26 protein-coding genes are annotated in these 22504 nt (G+C 62.3%); 16 read left to right on the top strand and 10 right to left on the bottom strand.

The genetic code is table 11. The annotated features are described in order from the left end of the window. Together E4M07_RS20545 and E4M07_RS20540 are read left to right on the top strand one after the other, a co-directional pair. A complete protein-coding gene (locus E4M07_RS20545; RefSeq protein ID WP_136660264.1) occupies positions 1-699 on the top strand; it encodes a response regulator in 699 nt (232 codons plus the stop codon). Positions 700-870: 171 nt separating this feature from the next. After that, the gene (locus E4M07_RS20540; RefSeq protein WP_136660263.1) at positions 871-2253 is read left to right on the top strand and encodes an ATP-binding protein; all 1383 of its coding nucleotides are present in this window, start codon (positions 871-873) and stop codon (positions 2251-2253) included. Here the strand turns inward: E4M07_RS20540 and E4M07_RS20535 are convergent. From E4M07_RS20535 to E4M07_RS20520, 4 genes are all read right to left on the bottom strand, one after another. Continuing rightward, positions 2250-2591, bottom strand: a complete 342-nt coding sequence (locus tag E4M07_RS20535) for a tRNA-binding protein (protein WP_136660262.1) — start codon at positions 2589-2591, stop codon at positions 2250-2252. The genes E4M07_RS20540 and E4M07_RS20535 overlap by 4 nt on opposite strands. A gap of 3 nt (positions 2592-2594) precedes the next feature. Next, the gene (gene proC / locus E4M07_RS20530; RefSeq protein WP_136660261.1) at positions 2595-3410 is read right to left on the bottom strand and encodes a pyrroline-5-carboxylate reductase; all 816 of its coding nucleotides are present in this window, start codon (positions 3408-3410) and stop codon (positions 2595-2597) included. A gap of 28 nt (positions 3411-3438) precedes the next feature. Further along, positions 3439-3939, bottom strand: a complete 501-nt coding sequence (locus tag E4M07_RS20525; RefSeq protein ID WP_136660260.1) for a YbjN domain-containing protein — start codon at positions 3937-3939, stop codon at positions 3439-3441. A 327-nt stretch (positions 3940-4266) separates the two neighbouring features. Continuing rightward, a complete protein-coding gene (locus E4M07_RS20520) occupies positions 4267-4581 on the bottom strand; it encodes an accessory factor UbiK family protein (RefSeq protein WP_136660259.1) in 315 nt (104 codons plus the stop codon). A gap of 139 nt (positions 4582-4720) precedes the next feature. On the opposite strand from E4M07_RS20520, the gene lgt reads away from it, so the two are divergent. From lgt to E4M07_RS20490, 6 genes are all read left to right on the top strand, one after another. After that, entirely contained in the window at positions 4721-5581 is an 861-nt protein-coding gene (lgt, locus tag E4M07_RS20515; protein WP_136660258.1) for a prolipoprotein diacylglyceryl transferase, read from the top strand. Then, positions 5578-6690 (top strand): class I SAM-dependent methyltransferase, encoded by a 1113-nt coding sequence (locus E4M07_RS20510; protein ID WP_136660257.1) that lies wholly within the window; start codon positions 5578-5580, stop codon positions 6688-6690. The genes lgt and E4M07_RS20510 overlap by 4 nt, the downstream gene beginning before the upstream one ends. Before the next feature lie 78 nt (positions 6691-6768). After that, positions 6769-7569 (top strand): peptidoglycan editing factor PgeF, encoded by an 801-nt coding sequence (gene pgeF / locus E4M07_RS20505; protein ID WP_136660256.1) that lies wholly within the window; start codon positions 6769-6771, stop codon positions 7567-7569. 19 nt (positions 7570-7588) lie between these two features. Continuing rightward, entirely contained in the window at positions 7589-8722 is a 1134-nt protein-coding gene (locus E4M07_RS20500) for a Xaa-Pro peptidase family protein (RefSeq protein ID WP_136660326.1), read from the top strand. Between the two features lie 25 nt (positions 8723-8747). Beyond that, positions 8748-9392, top strand: coding sequence for a hypothetical protein (locus E4M07_RS20495; protein ID WP_136660255.1), 645 nt, complete (start codon positions 8748-8750; stop codon positions 9390-9392). A 134-nt stretch (positions 9393-9526) separates the two neighbouring features. Then, positions 9527-10459 carry a ribose-phosphate pyrophosphokinase gene (locus E4M07_RS20490; protein ID WP_136660254.1) on the top strand — a complete coding sequence of 311 codons (933 nt, stop codon included), beginning with the start codon at positions 9527-9529 and terminating at the stop codon, positions 10457-10459. Between the two features lie 3 nt (positions 10460-10462). Here E4M07_RS20490 and E4M07_RS20485 read toward each other — a convergent pair whose 3' ends face one another. Further along, positions 10463-11020 (bottom strand): TetR/AcrR family transcriptional regulator, encoded by a 558-nt coding sequence (locus E4M07_RS20485; RefSeq protein ID WP_169054318.1) that lies wholly within the window; start codon positions 11018-11020, stop codon positions 10463-10465. A 265-nt stretch (positions 11021-11285) separates the two neighbouring features. Here E4M07_RS20485 and E4M07_RS20480 point away from each other — a divergent pair, with 265 nt between their 5' ends. The 7 genes from E4M07_RS20480 (at position 11286) to E4M07_RS20450 (ending at position 16173) form a co-directional block, all read left to right on the top strand. Continuing rightward, a complete protein-coding gene (locus E4M07_RS20480; RefSeq protein WP_136660252.1) occupies positions 11286-11765 on the top strand; it encodes a YHS domain-containing (seleno)protein in 480 nt (159 codons plus the stop codon). Positions 11766-12005: 240 nt separating this feature from the next. After that, positions 12006-12692 (top strand): 50S ribosomal protein L25/general stress protein Ctc, encoded by a 687-nt coding sequence (locus tag E4M07_RS20475; protein ID WP_136660251.1) that lies wholly within the window; start codon positions 12006-12008, stop codon positions 12690-12692. 33 nt (positions 12693-12725) lie between these two features. Next, a complete protein-coding gene (gene pth, locus E4M07_RS20470; RefSeq protein ID WP_136660250.1) occupies positions 12726-13439 on the top strand; it encodes an aminoacyl-tRNA hydrolase in 714 nt (237 codons plus the stop codon). 3 nt (positions 13440-13442) lie between these two features. Beyond that, a complete protein-coding gene (gene ychF, locus E4M07_RS20465) occupies positions 13443-14546 on the top strand; it encodes a redox-regulated ATPase YchF (RefSeq protein WP_136660249.1) in 1104 nt (367 codons plus the stop codon). Positions 14547-14600: 54 nt separating this feature from the next. Further along, entirely contained in the window at positions 14601-15188 is a 588-nt protein-coding gene (locus E4M07_RS20460) for a hypothetical protein (RefSeq protein WP_136660248.1), read from the top strand. 38 nt (positions 15189-15226) lie between these two features. Then, the gene (locus E4M07_RS20455) at positions 15227-15709 is read left to right on the top strand and encodes a MaoC family dehydratase (RefSeq protein WP_136660247.1); all 483 of its coding nucleotides are present in this window, start codon (positions 15227-15229) and stop codon (positions 15707-15709) included. Beyond that, entirely contained in the window at positions 15706-16173 is a 468-nt protein-coding gene (locus tag E4M07_RS20450) for a MaoC family dehydratase (protein ID WP_136660246.1), read from the top strand. The genes E4M07_RS20455 and E4M07_RS20450 overlap by 4 nt, the downstream gene beginning before the upstream one ends. Positions 16174-16180: 7 nt before the next feature. Here E4M07_RS20450 and E4M07_RS20445 read toward each other — a convergent pair whose 3' ends face one another. The 4 genes from E4M07_RS20445 to E4M07_RS20430 all read right to left on the bottom strand — a co-directional run bounded on the left by E4M07_RS20445 (position 16181) and on the right by E4M07_RS20430 (position 20877). Then, positions 16181-16669, bottom strand: coding sequence for a DUF2867 domain-containing protein (locus E4M07_RS20445; RefSeq protein WP_206057327.1), 489 nt, complete (start codon positions 16667-16669; stop codon positions 16181-16183). Between the two features lie 101 nt (positions 16670-16770). Continuing rightward, positions 16771-17832 (bottom strand): lipocalin-like domain-containing protein, encoded by a 1062-nt coding sequence (locus tag E4M07_RS20440; protein ID WP_136660245.1) that lies wholly within the window; start codon positions 17830-17832, stop codon positions 16771-16773. After that, on the bottom strand, positions 17822-20224 hold the full coding sequence (locus E4M07_RS20435) for an ABC transporter permease (protein WP_206057326.1): 2403 nt from the start codon (positions 20222-20224) through the stop codon (positions 17822-17824). The genes E4M07_RS20440 and E4M07_RS20435 overlap by 11 nt, the downstream gene beginning before the upstream one ends. Beyond that, positions 20221-20877 (bottom strand): ABC transporter ATP-binding protein, encoded by a 657-nt coding sequence (locus tag E4M07_RS20430; RefSeq protein WP_136660244.1) that lies wholly within the window; start codon positions 20875-20877, stop codon positions 20221-20223. The genes E4M07_RS20435 and E4M07_RS20430 overlap by 4 nt, the downstream gene beginning before the upstream one ends. Before the next feature lie 171 nt (positions 20878-21048). Between E4M07_RS20430 and E4M07_RS20425 the strand changes: the two genes are divergently transcribed. Continuing rightward, the gene (locus tag E4M07_RS20425) at positions 21049-21828 is read left to right on the top strand and encodes a hypothetical protein (protein ID WP_136660243.1); all 780 of its coding nucleotides are present in this window, start codon (positions 21049-21051) and stop codon (positions 21826-21828) included. Positions 21829-21878: 50 nt separating this feature from the next. Here E4M07_RS20425 and E4M07_RS20420 read toward each other — a convergent pair whose 3' ends face one another. Continuing rightward, positions 21879-22442, bottom strand: coding sequence for a septation protein IspZ (locus tag E4M07_RS20420; RefSeq protein WP_136660242.1), 564 nt, complete (start codon positions 22440-22442; stop codon positions 21879-21881). Positions 22443-22504: the final 62 nt, after the last annotated feature.

The following is a 22504-nucleotide window of genomic DNA, read 5'->3' as shown; positions in this document are numbered from 1 at the left end:
ATGCCGGCAGAAATGCTATCCGACAATGCTGCGCATCTGCTCGTCGTTGATGATGATACGCGCATTCGCGACCTGCTGAACCGTTACTTGAGCGATCAGGGCTTCCGGGTGACGACCGCCGCCGACGCCGCCGAGGCCCGGCGCAAGCTCAACGGTCTGGAATTCGACCTTCTGGTGGTCGACGTCATGATGCCGGGCGAAACCGGTGTCGCGCTGACCAAATGGCTGCGCGAGCTGCGCGACGTTCCCATCCTGATGCTGACGGCGCTTGCCGAGATAAACAGCCGCCTCGAGGGACTTGAGGCCGGTGCCGACGACTATCTTTCCAAGCCCTTCGATCCGCGCGAGCTTGTCCTGCGCATCAACAACATCCTCAAACGCGGCGGACCGCTGGAAATCCCGCAGATCGAGCAGATCGTGTTCGGGCCCTACACATTCGGGCTCGCCCGGCGCGAGCTCAAGAAGGGCGCGGAGGTGGTGCGGCTGACCGACCGCGAGCAGGAAATCATGGTGCAGTTCGCGCAGCGCCCTGGCGAGACGATACCGAGGCACGAACTGGTCGGCCAGGACATCGACATCGGCGAGCGCACGATCGACGTCCAGATCAACCGGCTGCGGCGCAAGATCGAGGAAGATCCGGCCAATCCAATGTGGCTGCAAACGGTGCGCGGCATCGGCTACCGACTGAGCGTCGAATAGCGCCGGCCCGTTGCGAACGGAACTTCTTCGCCGCGACGTTTTTACCTGACCGGACAGGGATTTATCCTGCAATTGACGGGTCGAATTCCCGTTTCCCTGCTATAAGATGGTCGCACGCGGACCGCCGGGTGCCCTTCGGGGTGCCTCGATGGCCGTGAACGGGAATGCCAGATGACGACCATTGACTCCATAAGGCGTGAGCACGAGCGGTATCCGCCGAAGGGCTACCGGCGCTTTACGCGCTGGTTCACGCGCCGTATCCCGACAGGGCTCTACGGCCGCACGCTGCTGATCATCATCCTGCCGATGGTCATCCTGCAGTCGGTGATCGCGTTCGTCTTCATGGAGCGCCACTGGCAGACGGTGACCCAGCGCCTGTCGACAGCCGTCACCAGGGACATCGCCGCCATTATAGACGTCATCGAGACCTACCCCCAGGACGCAAACTACGACGAAATCACCCGCATGGCGCGCGACCGCCTGGAGCTGAACATCGCCATCGAGCCGGACGGTACATTGCCGCCGCCGCGTTCCAAGCCCTTCTTCTCGATCCTGGACTCGATCCTCAGCGAGGAGATCACCCGCCAGATCCGGCGTCCGTTCTGGATCGACACGGTCGGCGATTCCAACCTTGTCGAGATCCGCATCCTGCTGGACGACAAGGTGCTGCGCGTCTTTGCGCGCCGCAGCCAGGCTTACGCCTCCAACACGCACATATTCCTTTTATGGATGGTCGGAACGTCCCTGGTGCTCCTGATCATCGCGATCCTTTTCCTGCGCGGCCAGATCCGGCCGATCCTCAGCCTCGCCGATGCCGCCGAGAGTTTCGGCAAGGGCCAGAGGATGCCGGAGGATTTCCGCCCGCGCGGTGCCGACGAGATCCGGCGCGCCGGACTCGCCTTCATCCGGATGCGCGAACGCATCGAGCGGCAGATCGAGCAGCGCACGGCCATGCTGACCGGTGTCAGCCACGATCTCCGCACGATTCTGACGCGCTTCCGGCTGCAGCTCGCCCTTGTTGGAGACGAGGCCGAGACCACCCGCCTCAACGACGATATCGACGACATGCAGTCGATGCTTGAGGGATACCTCTCCTTTGCGCGCGGCGAAGCCCAGGAAGATGTCGGAGAACTCGATCTCAACAAGCTTTTCGACAAGCTGAACGAGCACGCGCAGGTGCACGGGCGCAACCTGACCTGCAAGCTCAACGGACTGCCGCTCATCAAGGTCCGGCCGAACGCCTTCTCGCGCCTCGTCATCAACCTTGTGTCCAATGCCTGCCGGCATGCGCAGACCGTCGCAGTCGAGGCGACGGTGCGGACCGGATGGCTGACGATAACGATCGACGACGACGGCCCCGGCATTGCGCCCGAACTGCGCGAAGATGTCTTCAAGCCGTTCTTCCGTCTCGACGAATCCCGCAACCAGGACAAGGGCGGCACTGGCCTCGGCCTTTCCATCGCGCTCGACATCGCCCGCAGCCACGGCGGCGACATCTCGCTTGCCGACAGCCCGATGGGCGGTCTGCGAGCGGTCGTGCGGGTACCGGCCTAGTACAGCCTTCCGCCGTCAGGCACTTTCTTGTCGATAGCGGCGAGCACCACCTCCCCCTCATCGTCGGGAAAGCCGAGCACCAGCACCTCGGACATGACCGGTCCGATCTGCCGCGGCGGGAAATTGACCACCGCCATCACCTGGCGGCCGACCAGCTCCTGCGGCGCGTAGTGCTTCGTTATCTGCGCCGACGACTTGCGCACGCCTAGGTCCGGCCCGAAATCGACCTTCAGCTTGATCGCCGGTTTTCGCGCTTCCGGAAAAGGCTCGGCCTCGACAATGGTGCCGACGCGAATATCGACCTTCTCGAAGTCCGACCATGCGATTTGGTCAGCCATGTTTCACCCGTGTTCCGCCAGTTCATGGGCGCGTTTCTTTGCCGCCGCGATTGCCTCGTCGAACAGCGCCTGCAGCCCGTCCTCGCGCATCAAAACATCGAGCGCCGCGGCGGTCGTGCCGCCGGGGGACGTGACGCTCTTTCGCAGGGCGGCGGCATCGTCATCCGATTGATGCAGCAATTCGCCGGCGCCGGCGACGGTCGCGCGTGCCAGTCGCATCGCCACATCAGCGTCAAGACCGGCCTTGCGGCCGGCCTCCGCCATGCATTCGACAAGGTGAAAGATATAGGCCGGGCCACTGCCCGAGAGGGCCGTCACGGCGTCGATCTGGTCCTCGGTCTCGACCCATTCGACCGGTCCCGTAACGAGAAGCAGCGCGTGTGCGGACGACCGCTGTTCGTCGCTGACCTTTTCATTGGCCACCGCAGCGGTGATCCCGCGGCCGATCATCGCCGCCATGTTCGGCATCGACCGCACCACCGCGACATCGCCGAGATGACGGGTCATCGTCCCGATCTTCGTTCCGGCGGCGATGGAGACGCAAACGGTGTCCGGCCCGATAAGCGGTTTCAGCCCCGGCAGGACGACGCCCATCAACTGCGGCTTGACCGCGACAATCAGCGCTCCGGCCGTGACGTCTTCCGGGACCGCCGGGCAGTGGCGGATCCCTTCCGAATTCAGGAGTTCGATCATCGCCGGCGGGGGCGACGGATCGACAACGATGATCGCGCCCGGTTCAATTCCGGACGCGAGCCATCCGCGCATCATCGCACCACCCATGTTGCCGGCGCCCACAAGGACGACGGGACCGGATGTCATGATATCGGACCTCCCTGGTCTGTGTCTGTCAGGCCTCTCCGACGGTCTCGAAAAGAACCGTTTCGGTGGCGCTTTTGGCGTCCATACCTGACCAGATCACAAACTGAAAGGCCTGAAAGTACAATTCGCAGGTTTCCAGCGCACTCGACAACAGCACCTCGACCTGCTGGTTGGTGGGCTCGGCGCCACCCGACAAGAGCAGCGATTGCCGGAAGATAACCACGTCCTCCTGCTGCCAGAAGTCGAAATGACCCATCAGGATCTGCCCGTTGAGCAGGTGCAGAAGCGTGACCACTTCGCTGACCCGGTTCTCCGGTACCTTGATGTCGAACGCACACGCCAGATGGAGGGCCTCGAAATCCTCCATCCAGGAAAAGGAAACGTGGTATTCCGACCAGCGCCCCTCCACGGTCATGGCGATCTCGTCTTCGCCCGACCGTTCGAAAGACCAGTCGTTGTTGGCCGCGACGTACTCAATCATGTCGACAGGATTGAGCTCGCGTTCATATTCAAATTCAATAAGGCTCATGCCGCACCTATTCTCCCCGAATCTCAATGTTCACAGGCGCAATAAATCCTCGCCGCGCCCACGCTGAACCCGGAAACAACTCACGCACTCTACAAACTAAAAACCGACCGCCTGCTACTCGCCCACTAAGGCAGTCAAATTCCGCTTCGAATCATCTTTTAAAATCAGTGTATAACGGCAGAGTCACAGCGCCACCCCTTAATTGGCGGCGCATTGAATTCCGATGTGGATACGCGGTGAATCATTTCCGCAGAACCCGAGTCTAAGGGATTCTGGGCAAAGGTTTTTTCGGATCGGGCTTTTTTGCGGCCGGCTACGGCAAAAAAGTTACGAAGCTTTGCCGGCGCCGGAGCTTTTTTTGCGTGTCGGCTTGGGTTTCGCGGTTCCCCCGAGTTCGGCCACGCGTTTTTCAAGGGCGTCGATCCGTGCCGAAAGCGCCTCGTTCTCGTCGCGCGCGCGGGCTGCCATTTCCCGCACGGCTTCGAATTCCTCGCGCTGGACGACATCCATGTTGTTTAGCACCCTTTCGGCCTGGGCGCGCAACGCCGTCTCGACCTCGTCGCGCAGGCCCTGGGCGGCGCCCGCCGCATCCGTCATGAGCCTGGCAAAGTCATCAAGAATTCGATTGGGGCCTGTGGTCATCTTGCTGTCTCGCTTTTGCTGGTAACGCAACATCCTTCATTGTAGTGAGTTAAGGATTCGAGCCGGGCGACGCAACCCTTGACCGCAGGAGCGGCCACCGGCATGTTCCGGCCCGTCCGCACACAGTTTTGGATCCGTCATGAACCCAGTCCACGCCGCACTACCGTTTCCCGATATAGACCCGGTGCTGTTTTCCATCGGCCCGTTGGCCGTTCACTGGTACGGCCTTGCCTATGTTGTGGGCATATTGCTGGGCTGGCGCTACGCGCGGACGCTGGCCGGCGCCGACAGGCTCTGGTTCAACGGGCAGCCGGCCATGCGCGTCGCCGACATTGACGACTTCCTGATCTGGGCGGCGGTCGGCATCGTCCTCGGCGGCCGGCTCGGCTACATATTTTTCTACGATTTCGCCGCGTTCTTGCAGAACCCGTTGCGCATGTTCGAGATCTGGAAGGGAGGCATGTCCTTCCATGGCGGGCTCCTGGGCACGATCATCGCCATGATCCTGTTCGCCCGCAACCGGGGCATATCGGTCTGGAGCCTGTTCGATGTCATCGCCGCCTCGGCGCCGATCGGGCTGTTCCTCGGGCGCCTGGCGAATTTCGTCAACGGGGAGCTCTGGGGCCGGGTCAGCGACGTTCCCTGGGCGGTCGTTTTTCCCACCGGCGGTCCCGATCCGCGGCATCCGAGCCAGCTCTACGAGGCGGTGCTCGAGGGCCCGGTGCTGTTCTTCGCGCTCTTCCTGCTGATGTTCCGCTTCGGCAAGCTCAAGCGCCCGCGCTATGTCGGCGGCGCATTTCTGCTTGGCTACGGCGCATCCCGCATCCTTGTCGAATTCTTCCGCGAGCCGGACGCCCATATCGGCTACCTGTTCGGAGGGTGGCTGACGATGGGCATGATCCTGTCGGTTCCCATGATTGCGGTCGGCCTCATCGCCATGGCCTATGCGAAACCGCCGGCGCAAGCGACTCCCGTTCGCGACAGCGGTAGCGGCCATTGACGACACCGCTTGCAAAGAAACTGCGACGCATGATCGCGGCCGCCGGTCCGATCAGCGTCGCGGACTACTTTTCCGCCTGTCTCGGCGATCCCGAATTCGGCTACTACCGGACCCGCGATCCCTTCGGAGCCGCCGGCGATTTCACCACGGCGCCGGAGATCAGCCAGCTGTTCGGCGAACTGATCGGCATTTTCCTGATTGAGGCCTGGAAGGCGCACGGCCGGCCGGCCGGGACCCGCCTCGTCGAAATCGGCCCCGGACGCGGAACACTGATGGCCGACGCCCAGCGCGTCATCGACAGGCTTGCACCGGAACTGGCGCAGTCGGCCACCGCGCACCTCGTCGAGACCAGCGAGAAGCTTGAGGCAATCCAGCGCGAGACGCTGGCCGGCGCTCAAATCAAGTGCCACTGGCATACCGCGGTCACGGATGTCGCGGATGGCTTTACGCTGCTTTTCTGCAACGAGCTGTTCGACGCACTGCCGATCCGCCAGTTTGTCAACACTGAGGACGGCTTCCGCGAACGGCTCGTCACCGTCGGCGACGACGGTGCCCTCGCCTTTTGCGCAGGCGCCGCGACCATCGATCGCGACACGCTGCCGGGGCACGCCGTTGCCGGCGACATATTCGAGATCGCACCGGCGCGCGAAGCCGTCATGGCCGAGATTGCCGCACGCCTGAGACGCTGCGATGGCACCGCTCTCGTTATCGACTACGGCCATCTGGAAAGCGGCTATGGCGACACCTTGCAGGCGGTCAGAAAACAGGAATATGCCGGCGTACTCGACGCGCCGGGAGAATGCGACCTGACAAGCCATGTGGATTTCCAGGCCCTTGGCACCGCCGCCGCCGCCGAGGGCGCTAAAGTCTGGCCGCCCATGAACCAGGGCGGTTTCCTCCTGGCTCTCGGCCTGCTTGAACGGGCCGGTTCGCTCGGTGCCGGCAAGAGCCCCGACGTTCAGCAGGAAATACGCCGCTCGGTCGAACGTCTGGCCGGCACGGGACAGGGGCAGATGGGTAACCTTTTCAAAGTGTTGTGCATAAGCGGCGCAGACGTCGCCATCGCACCTTTCAACAGCCTCGCCGGCCCGTCCGGCGGCCTGTCTTAAAAGCACTCGATTCCTATGATTGACAGACAAGTCCAGTTTGATCACCATCCCGCCGGATGAAAAGCCGTGAGGCCCGCCATGCTCGACCGTGAGCGACCCGAACCGATCACCAGCCCGCTTTTGGACGAAAGCTGTGCCGGTACAGACATCCGCCACGGGTTTTTCACGCGGCGCGGCGGCGTATCCCGGGGCATCTACGAGGGCCTGAATGTCGGACTGGGTTCCGGCGACGAACGGGCCCATGTTGTGGAAAACCGCACCCGTGTCTGCAACTGGTTTCCGCTTCCGCCGGAGCGGCTGGCGACGCCGCACCAGGTCCATTCATCCGACGTCGTCATCGTCGACAAGTCCTATGATGGCGCTCGGCCGAAAGCCGACGCCATGGTGACGGCCGCTCCCGGCATCCTTGTCGGCGTTCTTACCGCCGATTGCGGTCCCGTCCTGATGGCCGATCCGCAGGCGGGCGTGGTCGCCGCGGCCCACGCCGGCTGGCGCGGCGCCTTCAACGGGATCATCGAGAACACCGCTACCGCAATGGAACAATGCGGCGCCCGGCGCGAGCGCATCGCCGCCTGCATAGGTCCGAGCATCAGCGGCCCGAACTACGAGGTCGGCCCCGAATTCGTCGACCGTTTCGTTCGGGAAAACACGGACAACGGCGCTTATTTCACTCCCTCGACACGAGAAAACCACAGTTTTTTCGACCTGCAGTCCTTCATCCTCGACCGTCTGGCTGCGGCCGGAATTGCCGCGCAGCCGAGCGGTCACTGCACCTATGCGGATGAGGGCATGTTTTTTTCATTCCGCCGCACCACCCACCGCGGCGAGCCCGACTACGGGCGCCAGATTTCAGCAATTGGCATTGTCGATGGAGGATGAATTGACCCAGCACTTTGACATGGAAGAATTCCGCTGGCGAAAACGCCGCCTACTCGACGCCATGCAGGACAACGAGCTCGACGCCATGCTGCTTTTCGCCCAGGAAAGCATGTATTGGCTGACCGGATACGACACGTTCGGCTTCTGTTTCTTCCAGACATTGATTGTTAAGTCGGACGGATCGATGCATTTGCTGACCCGTTCGGCCGATTTGCGCCAGGCGCGCCATACATCGATCATCGAGAACATCTCGGTCTGGACCGACCGCGCCAATGCCGATCCGACCATGGAGTTGAAAAACCTTCTGAACGACATGGATCTGCTCGGCTGTCGCATCGGCGTGGAGTACGACACACACGGGCTGACCGGCGCCAATGGCCGCAAGCTCGACAACCAGCTGCAGTCCTTCGGCGACCTGGTTGACGCATCCGGTGTGGTTTCCCGGCTGCGGCTGATCAAGAGCCCGGCGGAAATCGATCACATCAAGACCGCAGCAGGCCTTGCCGACGCGGCACTGGACGCGGCGCTGCCGCTGATAAAGCCCGGTGCCGACGAAGCCGACATCCTGGCCGCCATGCAGGGCGCGGTCTTTTCCGGAGGCGGCGACTATCCCGGCAATGAGTTCATCATCGGCTCGGGCCGTGACGCGCTGCTGTGCCGCTACAAGTCCGGCCGCCGCACGCTCGATGAAAACGACCAGCTCACCCTGGAATGGGCCGGTGTCTTTGCGCACTACCATGTCGCCATGATGCGCACGGTCATCATCGGAAAACCGACGGAACGGCATCTCGAACTCTATGACGTTTGTCGCGAGGCGCTCGAGGAAATTGAACAGGTTCTGCGTCCGGGCCACAATTTCGGCGATGTGTTCGCTACCCATGCGAAGGTCATGGAGGACCGTGGTCTGACCCGGCACCGGCTCAATGCGTGCGGCTATTCACTGGGCGCCCGTTTCACGCCAAGCTGGATGGAACGCGAAATGTTCTTTTCCGGAAACGAACAAAACATCAGGGCGGATATGTCATTGTTTGTGCATATGATTATTATGGACTCTGAATCCGGCACAGCCATGACGCTCGGACACACCTATTTGACCACAGAAGAGGACCCGGCGGCGCTTTCAGCCCACAGCCTGGATCTGATTGTCAAATAGCTGATCGGTCGGAAGAGGTTGTAACTTGCGTAGGAAAACTGTTGGCATAGTTCTGGTTACCCTGTTTGCGCTGCAGCTCGCCGGCTGCACGACGAGCGGGCTGACGGATGCCTCCTGGCTGCGCCCGAAGGCCGATGTGGGAACCCAGGACCCGCTGACTCCTGTCAATCCTGACGATCCGGCCCAGCCGGTCGAGCCGATCGGGTCCGACCAGCCGGCCATTCCGACGGAACAGACAACGACGAACTCGACGCCGGTCCCGTCCACGTCGACGGCAAACCTTGCAAGGCAGAACAGCGCCTCGACCATCAGTTTCACGCCCGTCATCGGCGCGCCGGTCGGCGCCGTGCAGCCGCTGTCGCGGCAGCTCGGCTCGGAGGCCCGCGCCCGCGGCCTGGTCATCCTCAATTCCGGCGACGGCAACAGCAATCACATCCTGAAAGGGTACTTTTCAGCCTTCACCGACGGCGACAAGACGACCGTCGCCTTCGTCTGGGACGTTCTCGACCGCAGCGGCACCCGTCTCCACCGTATACGCGGCCAGGAGGTCGCGCAGGGCACGGCGGCGGATCCGTGGGACGTCGTCCAGGACGCCACGATGGAGGCGATAGCCGCCCGCACCATCGCCGACTATGTCGCCTGGAGCATCCAGCCCGGTTCCGGCGGATAGCCGCCGCGGTGCCGGAGCGCACAAGAAGTCGCTGATTTCTGGGTAAAATTCACGAATGAACCGGATCGCCCTTGCAATCGTGCGCGGGACCGCTAAAACGCCGGCCATCGGGGTACCAGCACAGGCAGCGCGCCATGAAGCTTTTTTCGGGCAATTCGAACAGGGTCCTCGCAGAAGCCATCTGCAATTATCTCAACATTCCTCTCGGCAACGCGACGGTCAGGCGGTTCGCCGACCAGGAGATTTTTGTCGAGATCAAGGAGAATGTTCGCGGCGAGGACGTCTTCATAATCCAGTCGACCGCATACCCTGCGAACGACCACCTGATGGAACTGCTGATCATGACGGATGCGGCCCGGCGCGCATCGGCCAGGCGCATCACCGCGGTGCTTCCCTATTTCGGCTATGCGCGACAGGACCGCAAGCCCGGCGCGCGCACGCCGATTTCGGCCAAGCTGGTCGCCAACCTGATCACCGAGGCCGGAGCCAACCGCGTTTTGACGCTCGACCTGCATGCCGGCCAGATCCAGGGATTCTTTGACATCCCGACGGACAATCTCTTCGCAGTCCCGATTCTCGCCCGCGACATCAAGGAAAACTACGACGTCTCGAACATCATGGTCGTCTCGCCCGACACCGGCGGCGTTGTGCGCGCGCGTGCCCTGGCAAAACGGCTCGATTCGCTTCTTGCGATCGTCGACAAGCGCCGTGACCGGCCGGGCGAGTCGGAAGTCATGAACGTTATCGGCGATGTTTCCGGCAAGGACTGCATCCTGATCGACGATATCGTCGATTCCGGCGGCACGCTCTGCAATGCGGCGGAGGCCCTGCTGGAAAACAATGCGACGAGCGTCACCGCCTATATCACGCACGGCGTCCTGTCCGGCGGCGCGGTTGCACGGGTCACGGCCTCTAAGCTAACGGAACTGGTGATCACCGACTCCATCCAGCCGACAACGGCGGTTCAGAACGCCCACAACATCCGCGTCATCACCACCGCCAACCTCATCGGCGAGGCGATCAGCAGGACGGCTGCGGAGGAATCGGTCTCCAGCCTGTTCGACTGATCGTCAGGCGATCCGGCGGTTGAGCAACTCGCCGAGCAGGTTTTTCCAGTCGGCGTTGCGGTCGCCCGTCTTGCTCATGGCCTGAGCGCCGAGATAGAGCCTCGTGATAATCGCCGCCTTGCGATGCCTGGATTCCGTGTCATACGGGTTGAGTCCCGGGACATCGCCGAGCGCATCGTAGATTGCCGCCTGCAACCTGTTCGACATGGCGGCCGTCTTCTTTGCCACGGCAGGATCGTGCGGCCCGAGTTCAACCATGGCATTGCAGACGAAACATCCGCGCGGCGCGACGCTCTCGCCGCATCCGGTCTGCTCGAAAAGGCGCAAGATGCGCGCCGCACCGTCGCCGATCGAGCGGTCGCACAACAGTTTGACGGCGGAACCGATACAGGTACGGTCATAGTGGTCAAGCGCCGCGAGATAGGCTGAGTGCTTGTCTCCGAACGCCTTGTAGAAGGATCCCCTGGAGACGCCCATCGCATGCAGCAGCTCGGGCAGGTTGGTCGCCGCATATCCCAGCCGCCAGAATATCTGCATTGCGCCGTCTACGGCGGTGTCCATGTCGAATTCACGTGGGCGGGCCATGGTCGCGCAGTTCTGCTGTTACCTGTCGTAATTAGGGCTTTCTATCAGTCATAAGAGCGCAGCACGATTTTTCAATCAAGTTCCGCTCACATTCATTTGTTTTGTACCAATTGGTTCCTAATTATACAACTCCCCTCAGCCGGAACCCGTCCAACCCTTTCCGGTCCCGAAACCGGCCTTGGCGGCGATCCGCCGATGCCGGTTTCGAACCCGCCGAAAACCACGAACCGAGGAGATCGACATGTTCAAAGTCCTGAAAACCACCCTGGCCGGCGTCGCCCTTTCCGCCGCGCTCCTGACATCCGCGCTCGCCGCAGGCGTCGACGTCAACGCCACCACGACGGGCCTTGCCCTGCGCGGCTATGACCCGGTTGCCTATTTCACAAAAGGCGCGCCGACACCGGGCGACTTCCAGATCACCGCCGAGCACAACGGCGCCACCTACCGCTTCGCAAATGAAGAGAACAAGGCGCTCTTCGTCGCCAATCCGGATGCCTATGCGCCTGCCTATGGCGGCTACTGCGCTTTCGGCACGGCGATGGGCTTCAAGTTCGACGGCGATCCCGAACTGTGGCGCATTGTCGACAACAAGCTTTACCTGAACCTGGCACCCGGCATCCAGGAGCGCTGGGAAGCCGACCGCGCCAACCTGATCACCGCGGCCAACGAGAAGTGGGACACGATCTCGGACAAGACTCCCGAGGAACTGCAGACGCAGTAAACGGTCCTCACCGGCACAACACGGTCCGCGGTGTTCCTCCCTCCGCCCGGACCAAAGCGAGCGGCGCCTTTTCGGCGCCGCTTTGCGCTTGCATCGCACAAAACCCTCCGCTATATAGCGCGCGTCCGCGTAGACACCCTTGGAGGCAACGCGGACGGGGCGGCCTGTGGCCGCTCGATGTTTTTGCGGACAGTAAAAGTGTCCGGGAAACACTCCAGATGTACCTCGAAAGGACAAGCCATGAGCAATTATGAGCTCGTTGCCGAGGCGCGCGATCGGGTTGGTAAGGGGTCCGCCCGCGAACTTCGCCGCAACGGTAAGATTCCCGCTGTTATCTACGGCGGCAAGGAACCCCCGGTTTCCATCGCCCTTCCCTACAAGGAAGTGACGATGAAGATCCACAGCGGTGGCTTTCTGACCACCATCGCCACGATCGATATCGACGGCAAGAAGATCCAGGTCCTGCCGAAGGACTATCAGCTCGATCCGGTCCGCGATTTCACCATGCATGTCGATTTCCTGCGCATTTCGAAGGACACTGTTGTCACCGTCGAAGTGCCGATGCAGTTCATCAACGAGGAAGAGTCGCCCGGTCTCAAGCGCGGTGGCGTTCTCAACGTCGTCCGTCACGCGGTCGAAGTTGTCTGCCCGGCCAACAACATTCCGGAGAACTTCATCGGCGACCTGACTGACCTTGATCTTGGTGACGGCATCCACATCTCGAACATCACCCTGCCCGACGATGTCGAACTGACGATCACCGACCGCGACTTCACCATCGCGACAATCGCTGCACCTGCCGGCCTCAAGAGTGAGGAAGAAGAGGAACAGGAAGGCGAAGAGGCGCTCGAGGGCGAAGGCGAAGAGGGCGTCGAAGGCGAAGGCGACGGCGAAGAGGCTGCCGAAGGAGGCGACGGCGAGGAATAATCGCCGCCTGCCGCATTACGGAGACCGGTGCAAATGCTGCTCGTCGCAGGCCTTGGCAACCCCGGCTCCCGTCATGCCAAGAATCGCCACAATATCGGTTACATGGCGGCGGACGCGATTGCCCGCCGCCATTCCTTTTCGAACTGGTCGAAAAAGTTCCGCGGCGAGATCGCCGAGGGTCAATTGGCCGGCGAAAAGGTGCTTCTCATCAAGCCGCAGACCTATATGAACCTCTCGGGCGAGAGCGTCGGCGAAGCGATGCGGTTCTACAAGCTGACGCCGTCGGATCTCATTGTCATTTACGATGAGCTGGACCTGCAGCCCGGCAAGGTGCGGATCAAGACTGGCGGCGGCCATGGCGGCCACAACGGTATCAGGTCCATCGACTCCCACTGCGGCAAGGATTACCGGCGCCTGCGGCTCGGCATCGGCCATCCCGGCCACAAGGAACGCGTCAACAGCCATGTGCTCGGCGATTTCGCCAAGGCCGACGGTGAGTGGGTCGAGCAACTGCTGGACGCTGTCGCCGACAATTTTCCGATGCTCGTCACCGGGGATGAATCGGGATTCTTGAACAAGATCGCGGTGGCGCTCGGAAACGGGACCCGGCAGGACGGCAAGGCCAAGGCGAAACCGCAAAAGGGCCAGTCGCATATTCGCGCCGCGCGGCAAAACGCGCCGGCCGAGGCTCCGAAGACGGGACCGATGGCGGATATGCTGAAAAAACTCTTCGGTAACAAGGAATAGGAAATGGGTTTCAAATGCGGCATCGTCGGCCTGCCCAATGTGGGCAAGTCCACACTGTTCAACGCCCTGACCAAGACGGCCGCTGCCCAGGCCGCCAATTATCCGTTCTGCACGATCGAGCCCAATACGGGCGAGGTCGCGGTTCCCGATGCGCGCCTCCGTGCCATCGCCGAGATCGCCAAATCGAAAGAGGTCATTCCGACCCGGATCTCCTTTGTGGATATTGCCGGCCTCGTGCGCGGCGCCTCCAAGGGCGAGGGCCTCGGCAACCAGTTCCTCGCCAATATCCGCGAGGTTGATGCGATCGTTCACGTGCTGCGCTGTTTCGACGATGACGACATCACCCATGTCGAGGGCAGGATCGATCCGGTCGCCGATGCCGATACGATCGAAACCGAACTGATGCTCGCCGACCTCGAAAGCCTGGAACGGCGCACCGAGCAGACGCGCAAGCGCGCGACCGGCAGGGAAAAGGACGCGCTTCTCATCCTGCCGATGATGGAAAAGGCCCTCGAACTGCTGCAGAACGGCAAGCCGGTGCGCCTGCTGCTCGACGGCATCGCGGCTGAGGATCTGCGGCTGCTTCAATCACTCAATCTTCTGACCTCCAAGCCGGTACTTTACGTGTGCAATGTCGACGAGGCGCATGCGGCCGGCGGCAACGGGCAGACCGAGGCGGTCGCCCGCATGGCCGCCGAGCAGAACGCACAGATCGTCATCATTTCGGCGGAAATCGAGTCCCAGCTCGCACAGCTCGATTCCGAGGAAGCGACCGAGTTCCTGTCGGAACTGGGCCTTGAGGAGCCCGGCCTCGACCGACTGATCCGCGCCGGATACACGTTGCTCGACCTGATCACCTTCTTCACCGCAGGCCCGAAGGAAGCGCGCGCGTGGACCGTCAAGCGCGGTGCCAAGGCGCCGCAGTCGGCCGGTGTCATCCACACCGATTTCGAGCGCGGCTTCATTCGCGCCCAGACCATCGCCTACGACGATTTTGTCGCCTATGGCGGCGAGGTCGGCGCCCGCGACGCCGGAAAGGCCCGCGACGAGGGCAAGGAATATGTCGTCCAGGACGGCGACGTGATGCTCTTCAAGTTCAACACGTAAAGTCGCGTCAACACCTGTTGCAACGCCAGCACCGGCGTTGCAATGTTGCCATCCATGAACACCCAGACCCATGTGCTGCTGGCCGCCGCCATCCTGGCGAAACCCGGCGAGCCGGCCCGCAACACGGCGGTCATTGCCGGCGCGCTGGTGCCCGATCTCGCCATTTACACGCTGTTTGTGTGGTCGAAATTCGCCGGCGTCCCCGAGCGCACCGTGTGGTCCGAGCTTTACTTTCAGCCGCCCTGGTCGGACGCGGTCACCGTCGGCAATTCCGCGCCGCTTTATGTTCTCGTACTTCTGATCGGCCTTGTCGCATCGAGATGGCTGCGCCCGGCGGCGCTTCTGACATTCTTCGCCCTCGCCGCGCTCATTCACCTGGCCACCGACCTGCCCGTCCATGTCAACGACGCCCACGCCCATTTCTGGCCGTTCTCCGACTGGCGCTTCCGTTCGCCGGTTTCCTACTGGAACCCGAGCCACAACGGCAATCTCTTCGCGCTGGTCGAGATCGGCATCGGCATCCTGTTGAGCTTCATCCTTTGGCGGCGTTTCCACGCGCTATGGGTCCGCGCGCTGCTGGTGCTCGCAGTCATCGCATATCTCGGCCCGCCGCTCTATTTCGGCGTGATCGCGCAACTTTGAGGCTGACAAACCGCACGGATCGCGGCATAAGGTCAACCATGAACAATCAACAGGACCCAGCGAAGAAACTCGCCTTCGAGGACTTCAAGCCCGGAAGCCGGTTCGAACTCGGCCCCTATCCGGTCAGCGCCGGGGAAATTATCGCCTTTGCCAGCGAATTCGACCCACAGCCCATGCATCTCGACGAGGCCGCCGGAAAGGCGAGCATCCTTGGCGGCCTGTCGGCCTCCGGCTGGCACACCTGTTCGATGATCATGCGCATGTTCATCGACGGTTATATCGGCAATTCCACGTCCCAGGGCGCGCCGGGTGTCGACAGCTGCGAATGGAAGCGTCCGGTGCTCGCCGGCGACACGCTGCGCGGCACGTCAACGGTCCAGTCTTCGAGGCGCCTTGAGTCGCGCCCTGGTATCGGCGCCGTCGCCTTTCGCCACGAGATCTACAACCAGCGCGGCGAGCTGGTCTGTGCGTCGGAGAACTCCGGTTTCTTTGCCTGTCGGGACGAAGGGGAAAGCCGATGAGCGGTCTCGACGCATTCGAAATCGGCCGGCGTGCGGACCTGGGCACCTACACCTTCACCCCGGAAGCGATTATCGCATTTGCAAAAAAATTCGATCCGCAGCCCTTCCATCTGGACGAAGAGGCGGCCCGACATTCGTTGCTTGGCGCCCTGTGCGCCTCGGGCTGGCACACGACGGCGGTGTGGATGAAGAAGAACATCGAATACCGCGACCGCTGGCTGGCAGACCTGAAGGCCGCAGGCAGGCAGGTACCGGTCATGGGCCCCTCCCCCGGCTTCCGCAACCTGAAATGGCTGAGGCCCGTCTATGCCGGCGACACGATCCGGTACTTCAACACCTTCCTGTCGGCCAGGCAGCGCAAGACAAAGCCCGAATGGGGCATCGTCGAGCTGAAATCCGAGGGCTTCAACCAGGACGGCGATGAGGTGATCGCCTTCGACAGCGCGGTGCTGGTGCGAATCTAGATCGAGATCAGATTTGCGGCTTTGACGTTGACCCAACGCGCGCCAGCGCGTTCCGGGCAATCAGGATGTGAAACGGCAGGATGACCGCAAGGTAAAGCCGGCCGCCGATATTGTGCGGATGCACCCAGGTCGCCAGCGAGACACGGCCGCCGTCGGAAAAAACCGATACGCGGAAATCGAGGTGCTTGTCGTTTAACCCGGCGATCAGTTCCGATTCCGTTTCCGCTTCCACCGGGAATGGACCGATTTTGTCGCGCGCCTGCGGTCCGTCATTGGACAATCCGAAGGGTGCTGTCACGACGCGTCGCACGAGAACGAGAAACCGGGCCCATCCCGGAAATTCGGTTATGATTTCGGCAGCCTGCCTCGGCGTCATTGCGGATTCGACACTGTAGCAATCAAGGAAATCGCCGCGCGCCATGTGGCCGTGCAAGTGGCTTTCGCTCGGCAGAGCCGAGGCCTTGACCTCGGGTCCGGCATTCATGGTTCCAAACATCTTTGTCGGCACCGGATTGGCTCATATGGGTTTAACCCGGAGATAGGACACGGCCGTCAACGGACAACGCGTCAAAACGACCCACTGGGACCGTCGTGGCGTCATTCATAGCCGGTCATCTCGAGATAACCCCGGCCGTTGCGGCTGCCCTGCGCCGTGACGGGTCCTTCCCAATAGGGAACCAGTGTGTGCATCCAGCTATTCGGATTGATGGCTTCGACGGTGATATCGAGATCGTGCTCGGCAAGTTGCAGCCGCCATTCGACGGGCACTTCGCGGCCCGCCACCTTCTGCAGCCGCCCCGGCGTCATCTTCAGCGCACCGTCGCCATAGGAGGTGGTTTTTCCGTTCGGACCGATCCAGGTGGCCGAGGTGAAGGCCTCGGCACTGCGGCTGCGCAGCCGGAATCCCATCAGTTTCGCGCCGTCATCGAAATGCAGTGAAAGCCAGTCCCAGCCTGTCTGGTCCGGGTCGAGCGGTTGCGATGACCACTCGCGGTCGAGCCAGGCCTGGCCGCTGACCTGAAGCCGGCCGGTCGGCAGGTCGATCGTGCCCCTGACCGAGTAGAAGGGCTGCGAATAATAGTGGCTCGCCTGACCGGACGCCGATTTGACCGAGAAGCCGTTTTCGCCATGCAGAACCAGCGGACCCGACGCGGTCAATGCGATGTCATAGGTAAAGTCCGGACCCCGCGCGAAAACCTCAAGCGCCGCGAGCGGGTCTTCGCCGGGTGCCGCCCGGCTGGTCATCCGCCAGTCATCGATCCAAGCCGAGAACGGCTCGGCCCTTACGCCGGCCTGTCCGATACCGCCACGGGCAAAGCGTTCGGTTGAAAAATGGCTATTGTCCGTCGTCACGGCGGCGTGCGCCATCCATGTCTGGGACGCGGACCAGCCTTCACCCGCCTCCGGCCGCAGGGCGGAGCGGAACAACGTCCATTGCAGCCCGTAATCGGCGCCGTTTTCGCCTTTCAGATTGGCGGTCAGGTACCACCATTCGATGCGAAAATCGGGATGTGGCCCGTGATCGCGCGGAAAGGACAGTTCCCGCCCTGCTTCAGGCACCGAGAATCCCTCCGCATCCGTTCCAAGACCTGCAAAGCCCTGTGCAAGCGCACCGTAGGTCAACAGGACAAGCGGCAGTGCGAGGAGCTTAGCGTTCATGGACGAAGACCTTGAGAAAGTTGGCGGGCTGGGCCCGCGCAAGGCGCCACGCCGGGATGGCTGCCGCGATACCAGCCGCCAAAACCGCCAGCACCAGGAGCCGGAACCAGTCGACAGGAAACAGGTGCATCGGAAGGCGCCAGCCGAACGCCTCGACATTGACGACGGCCAGCAACACCCATGCAAGCAGCAGCCCGACGGGCAGCGCCAGGAGCCAGGTCAGAACCGCAAGGCCGAGCGTTCGGAGCAATTCAAGCTGGGCGAGCCGGGCCCGCGTCGTGCCGACTGCCCAGACCGGCGCAAGCTGCATCAGCCGCATAGAGGACAGCGTCAGCAGATTGGCGAGAATGGCGAACGTGGCAATGCCGAGCGTCAGCGTGTTGAGCGCGCCCGTGACCACGAATGTACGGTCGAACACACGCAACGAAAACCGCTTCAGGTCGGCCTGGTTGAGAATATTGCCGGGGGACAGACCAAATTCGCGGACCAGCGCATCGGCCAGCATATCGGCATCTTCCGGTGGCACGCGGACGGCATGGCGCAGTTTCGGAACGTCCGGAAAATAATCCATGAACCGGTCATGGTTGACGATCATCTGTCCGGTCGGATTGCCGTAGTCGGAATAGATTCCGACGACCTCCTCCGTCCAGTCCGGCGCTATCCGGACACGATTGCCCAATCGGAAGCCGCCGCGCCGGAACAGCTGTTCGTTGATCAATGCGCCATTGCCCGCGGCCACCCGGTCCCAGACGTCCCCCGTGCTTTCCAGCAGCGGCCAGTGATCCCGGTAGGTGGCATGATCGGCAATGCCGTAGAGAAATACCGGCGTCCCGCCGATTTCGATCTCGATCGTCCGGATCGGCAGCACCGCATCCGCGCGTTCGGCAAGAAACGCCCGCAACGCCTCGGCCTCGGCTTCATCGCCGGCCGAAACATAAAGCTCGGAAGCGAGGCGCTGGTCGAGCCAGCCCGTAAAGGTGTACCGGAACGATGCAACCATGGTGCTGACGCCGACATTTGCGGCCAGTGCGATCATCAGCGCAATCAGCGCCAGCGACAGGCCCGGCACCTGCTGTCGCATGTCCGCCCACACCCACTCGGCCATCGCCGAGCGGGATGTGCGTGCACCGAGCCCGAGAACCAGGGTCAGAAACCCGGGCAACAGCAACCCGGCGCCGAGAAGCAACGCACCGAGCGTTAGGAAGCCCGACGCCAGACCGCGCCCGAACCAGGCCAATACCAGCGCCGCCAGCAGAAGGACCGCTCCGCTCAGCGCGGTCCAACCGACGTTCCTCCGGCTTGCCATTGCCCAGGCACGGGGTTGGGCTGGCGCGAGGAGCGGCAGGCGCGCGATGCGCCACAGGCCCTGCCCGACAGCGAGAAAGGCGCCGGCGAAGGCAATCGCCAGGCCGGTCAGTATCCAGTCCGGTCGCAAGGTGAGCGATCCGGGCACGGATGCACCGTAGAGGCCGGCAAGGGTCGCCGCGACGTCCGGCAGCAGCATCGCCGCGATGCCGTAGCCGAGCACCACGCCGAGCAGGCCGGCGATCAACGCCAGCAAAACGGTTTCGGCAAGCAACAGCTGGACGATGGCGCGGTTGGGCATTCCCAGCGCCCGCAGCGTGCGGATCACGGCGCGCCGCTGCTCGAAGGCAAGGCCGATGGTTGCATGGACGATGAACAGCCCAACGGCAAATGACAAAAAGCCGAAGGCGGTCAGGTTGAGGTGAAAACTGTCCGTCAGCCGGGCAATGTCCCCCTGCGGGTCCGGTTGAACACGCCGCAGGTCGGGGGCGATTTCGGAAAGCGGCGCAAGTCCGGCGGGCTGGTCCGGTGCCAGCAGCATGTAGTCGAAATCGTGCCGCTTGAGCAACGACCACGCGGTCGGGATATCGGCCATCAGCGTCCCCGGCGCCACTTGCAGCGAAGTGCGCAGATTGAGGCCGCTGTCGCCAAGCGCCGCGGCGGTTTCGGGGTGGACGAGGATGAGGCCGTCGACCGCGACGAAGCCGGCAACGTCGCCGCCGCCCGAAAGCCCGAGCGGAGCGGCCCCCCGCGGCAGGGTAAAGACGTCTATACCCATCACCCGCACGCGGGTCCGCCCCAGGCGCAGGGTTCCTTCGACGACGGGGGAGACCAACCAGCCGGCGCGCCTTAATGCGACGAAGCGCTCTGCGGCGATCGGTCCGCCGCTTTCGGACTGCAGTTGCTGCAACGTGTCCTGCCCAAGAACGGACGCTGCCCGGCTGTAACTCGACCGCGCCTCGCTGTTGATCGCCTGCACGCCCGTCCACAGGCCCGTCGCCAGCGCCAGTCCGCAGATCAGGATCGCAAGCTGCAGCGGCCGGTAGCGCCAGTGCGACAAAAGGGCTGCGAATCCCGCGGCGATCATTGAAGCCGACCGTGCGTCAGGTGCAGGCGCCGCTGCAGAAATCCGGCAAGGCGGGTCGAATGGGTAACGAGTATGAAGCCGGCATTCACGTCGCTCACAAGCTCCAGCATCAGCTCGATGACCACATCGCCCGTGTCCTCGTCGAGATTGCCGGTCGGCTCGTCGGCGAGGATCAGCCCCGGCCTGGCGGCAAGTGTGCGGCCGATCGCAACCCGCTGCTGCTGCCCGCCGGAAAGCTGTTCGGGATAACGTCCGAGGCATTCGGTGAGGCCGAGCCGCTCGGTCAGCCGCGCGTTCCATTCGGAATCGAGCCTGCCGGCCAGCCGGGCATGGAAGGAAAGGTTCTGGGCAACCGTCATCGAAGGAATGAGGTTGAACTGCTGGAAAACCAGCCCGATCTTTCCACGCCGGACCGCGGCGAGCTGAGGATCGTCCATGCGGGCAATATCGGCTCCCGCCAGTTTGACCTCGCCGCTGTCGGGCATGTCCAGACCCGCGATCAGGTGCAAAAGCGTGCTTTTGCCGGAGCCCGACTCTCCGGTCAGCGCCAGATGTTGCCCGGCATCGAGCTCGAATGATACGCCTTTGAGGACTTCAAGCGGGCCTCCCTCGGTATTGAACGATTTCCTGACATCGCGCAGGGCAAGCAGCATGGCGGACCCGGTGTTGGATTTTGGTTTGGATTATAGGGTTTGCGGCCCGGATGAAAATGCCCGGTCGCGCCAGGATCGCCGGGACATACGCAACCGTGCGTACGACAATACGCATCTGTGCGTATTGGTCGATGAGACCCGGCAACATATACTGCAGCCGAAGGGGCAGGATTGCTGTTCTGCGCCAGACTTTCGGCAAAACGGATCGCAAGCGCCGGTTTTTTGCTTGTTGCGGGAAGCAACAATTCGCGATTTAAAAGAAAATCGATTGCGACGTTACATTGGAAACAGAGGGCAGAACGAGGCCGGTTGGTGCGAAAGGCCAGGCCGCACTTCCGGTTGCTGCGAGGAATGGCATCGATGGGGCAGGAAAGTTCGATTGCATTTGATATAGAATCGGAATGGATGCTCGATGCGCGAGAGGACGAGATCCTCGACATCCTTGACGATCCCATGTCGCTCACCAGATGGTGGTCGCCCGTTTTCATGCGCGGCGAACTCATTTCCGCAGGCGATCGCAACAAGGTTGGCCTGACAGCGCGCTTCTATACCAAGGGCCTGCTGCCGCACACGTTTCAATTCACGGCACGTATCGATCGCCTGGACGAAAGGCGCGAGATGCGCATTTTCACATGGGGTGATTTCGACGGACGGGGCGACATCAGGTTGTGCGGGGCGGGAGAACGCACGCTTGTGCGTATTCGCTGGCGCACATCGGTTTATCAACCCTATATCCGCAGTCTGATCAGGCTGTTCAAGCCGGTTTTCACGGCAAATCACCGCTGGGCGATGCGCCGCGGCCGCGAGGGTCTGCAGGCCGAAATCCGGAGGCGCAGGAGAGCGGGCAAAATGGCTCAACAGGCCGCAAAACCCACCTTCCCGCACAATCTCGGCCTTGTACAGAAACGCTTCAACTGGACCCGCGAGTCCATGAGCTGGCAAGGAAAATAGTTGTTTTCCGACCGTCTTCGGCAATCTCGTCTGCGAATCATGCCTTGAAGTTATATCCGCAAGCCGAGCCGGTTGGATTCACCCCGGATCCGCATGCGGGCCGAGAGCGTGAACTGGTAACAGCCGAAGGCGAGTATGGCGATGGTGGAGATGAGCTTGAATTGGGCCCATACATCCACGGAAAATCCCTGCCGGAAGAACTCGTTGAGGAAGGCGAGCACAAGGAACAGCAGGCCCCACCGCAGGGATAAGATTCGCCACGCCTCGTCGGTAATGGCGAAGACGCGCTCAAACAGGAATTTCAGCAGCGGCAAGCGAAGCGCCCAGCTCCCGAGAAGCAGGACCGCGAAGATGCCGTCGAGGATCGTATCGGAGACCTGAAAATAGGCACTGTCCCCGGTCAGGATGCTCGGGACCGAAAAGAGCAGGAACACGGCCGTGCTGATCACCGCGAAACGCGGCACCGCCCTTCCCAGCCCGAATGACAAAGCAAGGAGCAAGACCACCAGCAGCGTCATCGCCACCAGCCCGGCGGCAAAGCCGAAATATTGCTGCACCAGAAAGAACACCAGGACCGGAGCCAGTTCTTCAATGGCGCTGAACAACCAGAGCATGCGCCCCTTCACCAGCCAATCTTCCGCATGCAGGATCGACGGGCAAAAATGCTCATGCCCTG

Source organism: Nitratireductor sp. XY-223 (genome assembly GCF_004959855.1).
Classification (GTDB): domain Bacteria; phylum Pseudomonadota; class Alphaproteobacteria; order Rhizobiales; family Rhizobiaceae; genus Hoeflea_A.
The sequence above is the reverse complement of the archived record's forward strand: the minus strand, read 5'-3'. Positions and strand labels throughout refer to the sequence as shown.

What these genes read in the sequence shown, in the direction of transcription:
- E4M07_RS20545 (WP_136660264.1), top strand. Translation starts at nt 1, where the DNA reads ATGCCGGCAGAAATGCTATCCGACAATGCTGCGCATCTGCTCGTCGTT.
- E4M07_RS20540 (WP_136660263.1), top strand. Translation starts at nt 871, where the DNA reads ATGACGACCATTGACTCCATAAGGCGTGAGCACGAGCGGTATCCGCCG.
- E4M07_RS20535 (WP_136660262.1), bottom strand. Translation starts at nt 2,591, where the DNA reads ATGGCTGACCAAATCGCATGGTCGGACTTCGAGAAGGTCGATATTCGC.
- proC (WP_136660261.1), bottom strand. Translation starts at nt 3,410, where the DNA reads ATGACATCCGGTCCCGTCGTCCTTGTGGGCGCCGGCAACATGGGTGGT.
- E4M07_RS20525 (WP_136660260.1), bottom strand. Translation starts at nt 3,939, where the DNA reads ATGAGCCTTATTGAATTTGAATATGAACGCGAGCTCAATCCTGTCGAC.
- E4M07_RS20520 (WP_136660259.1), bottom strand. Translation starts at nt 4,581, where the DNA reads ATGACCACAGGCCCCAATCGAATTCTTGATGACTTTGCCAGGCTCATG.
- lgt (WP_136660258.1), top strand. Translation starts at nt 4,721, where the DNA reads ATGAACCCAGTCCACGCCGCACTACCGTTTCCCGATATAGACCCGGTG.
- pgeF (WP_136660256.1), top strand. Translation starts at nt 6,769, where the DNA reads ATGCTCGACCGTGAGCGACCCGAACCGATCACCAGCCCGCTTTTGGAC.
- E4M07_RS20500 (WP_136660326.1), top strand. Translation starts at nt 7,589, where the DNA reads ATGGAAGAATTCCGCTGGCGAAAACGCCGCCTACTCGACGCCATGCAG.
- E4M07_RS20490 (WP_136660254.1), top strand. Translation starts at nt 9,527, where the DNA reads ATGAAGCTTTTTTCGGGCAATTCGAACAGGGTCCTCGCAGAAGCCATC.
- E4M07_RS20485 (WP_169054318.1), bottom strand. Translation starts at nt 11,020, where the DNA reads ATGGACACCGCCGTAGACGGCGCAATGCAGATATTCTGGCGGCTGGGA.
- E4M07_RS20480 (WP_136660252.1), top strand. Translation starts at nt 11,286, where the DNA reads ATGTTCAAAGTCCTGAAAACCACCCTGGCCGGCGTCGCCCTTTCCGCC.
- E4M07_RS20475 (WP_136660251.1), top strand. Translation starts at nt 12,006, where the DNA reads ATGAGCAATTATGAGCTCGTTGCCGAGGCGCGCGATCGGGTTGGTAAG.
- pth (WP_136660250.1), top strand. Translation starts at nt 12,726, where the DNA reads ATGCTGCTCGTCGCAGGCCTTGGCAACCCCGGCTCCCGTCATGCCAAG.
- ychF (WP_136660249.1), top strand. Translation starts at nt 13,443, where the DNA reads ATGGGTTTCAAATGCGGCATCGTCGGCCTGCCCAATGTGGGCAAGTCC.
- E4M07_RS20460 (WP_136660248.1), top strand. Translation starts at nt 14,601, where the DNA reads ATGAACACCCAGACCCATGTGCTGCTGGCCGCCGCCATCCTGGCGAAA.
- E4M07_RS20455 (WP_136660247.1), top strand. Translation starts at nt 15,227, where the DNA reads ATGAACAATCAACAGGACCCAGCGAAGAAACTCGCCTTCGAGGACTTC.
- E4M07_RS20450 (WP_136660246.1), top strand. Translation starts at nt 15,706, where the DNA reads ATGAGCGGTCTCGACGCATTCGAAATCGGCCGGCGTGCGGACCTGGGC.
- E4M07_RS20445 (WP_206057327.1), bottom strand. Translation starts at nt 16,669, where the DNA reads ATGTTTGGAACCATGAATGCCGGACCCGAGGTCAAGGCCTCGGCTCTG.
- E4M07_RS20440 (WP_136660245.1), bottom strand. Translation starts at nt 17,832, where the DNA reads ATGAACGCTAAGCTCCTCGCACTGCCGCTTGTCCTGTTGACCTACGGT.
- E4M07_RS20435 (WP_206057326.1), bottom strand. Translation starts at nt 20,224, where the DNA reads ATGATCGCCGCGGGATTCGCAGCCCTTTTGTCGCACTGGCGCTACCGG.
- E4M07_RS20430 (WP_136660244.1), bottom strand. Translation starts at nt 20,877, where the DNA reads ATGCTGCTTGCCCTGCGCGATGTCAGGAAATCGTTCAATACCGAGGGA.
- E4M07_RS20420 (WP_136660242.1), bottom strand. Translation starts at nt 22,442, where the DNA reads ATGCTCTGGTTGTTCAGCGCCATTGAAGAACTGGCTCCGGTCCTGGTG.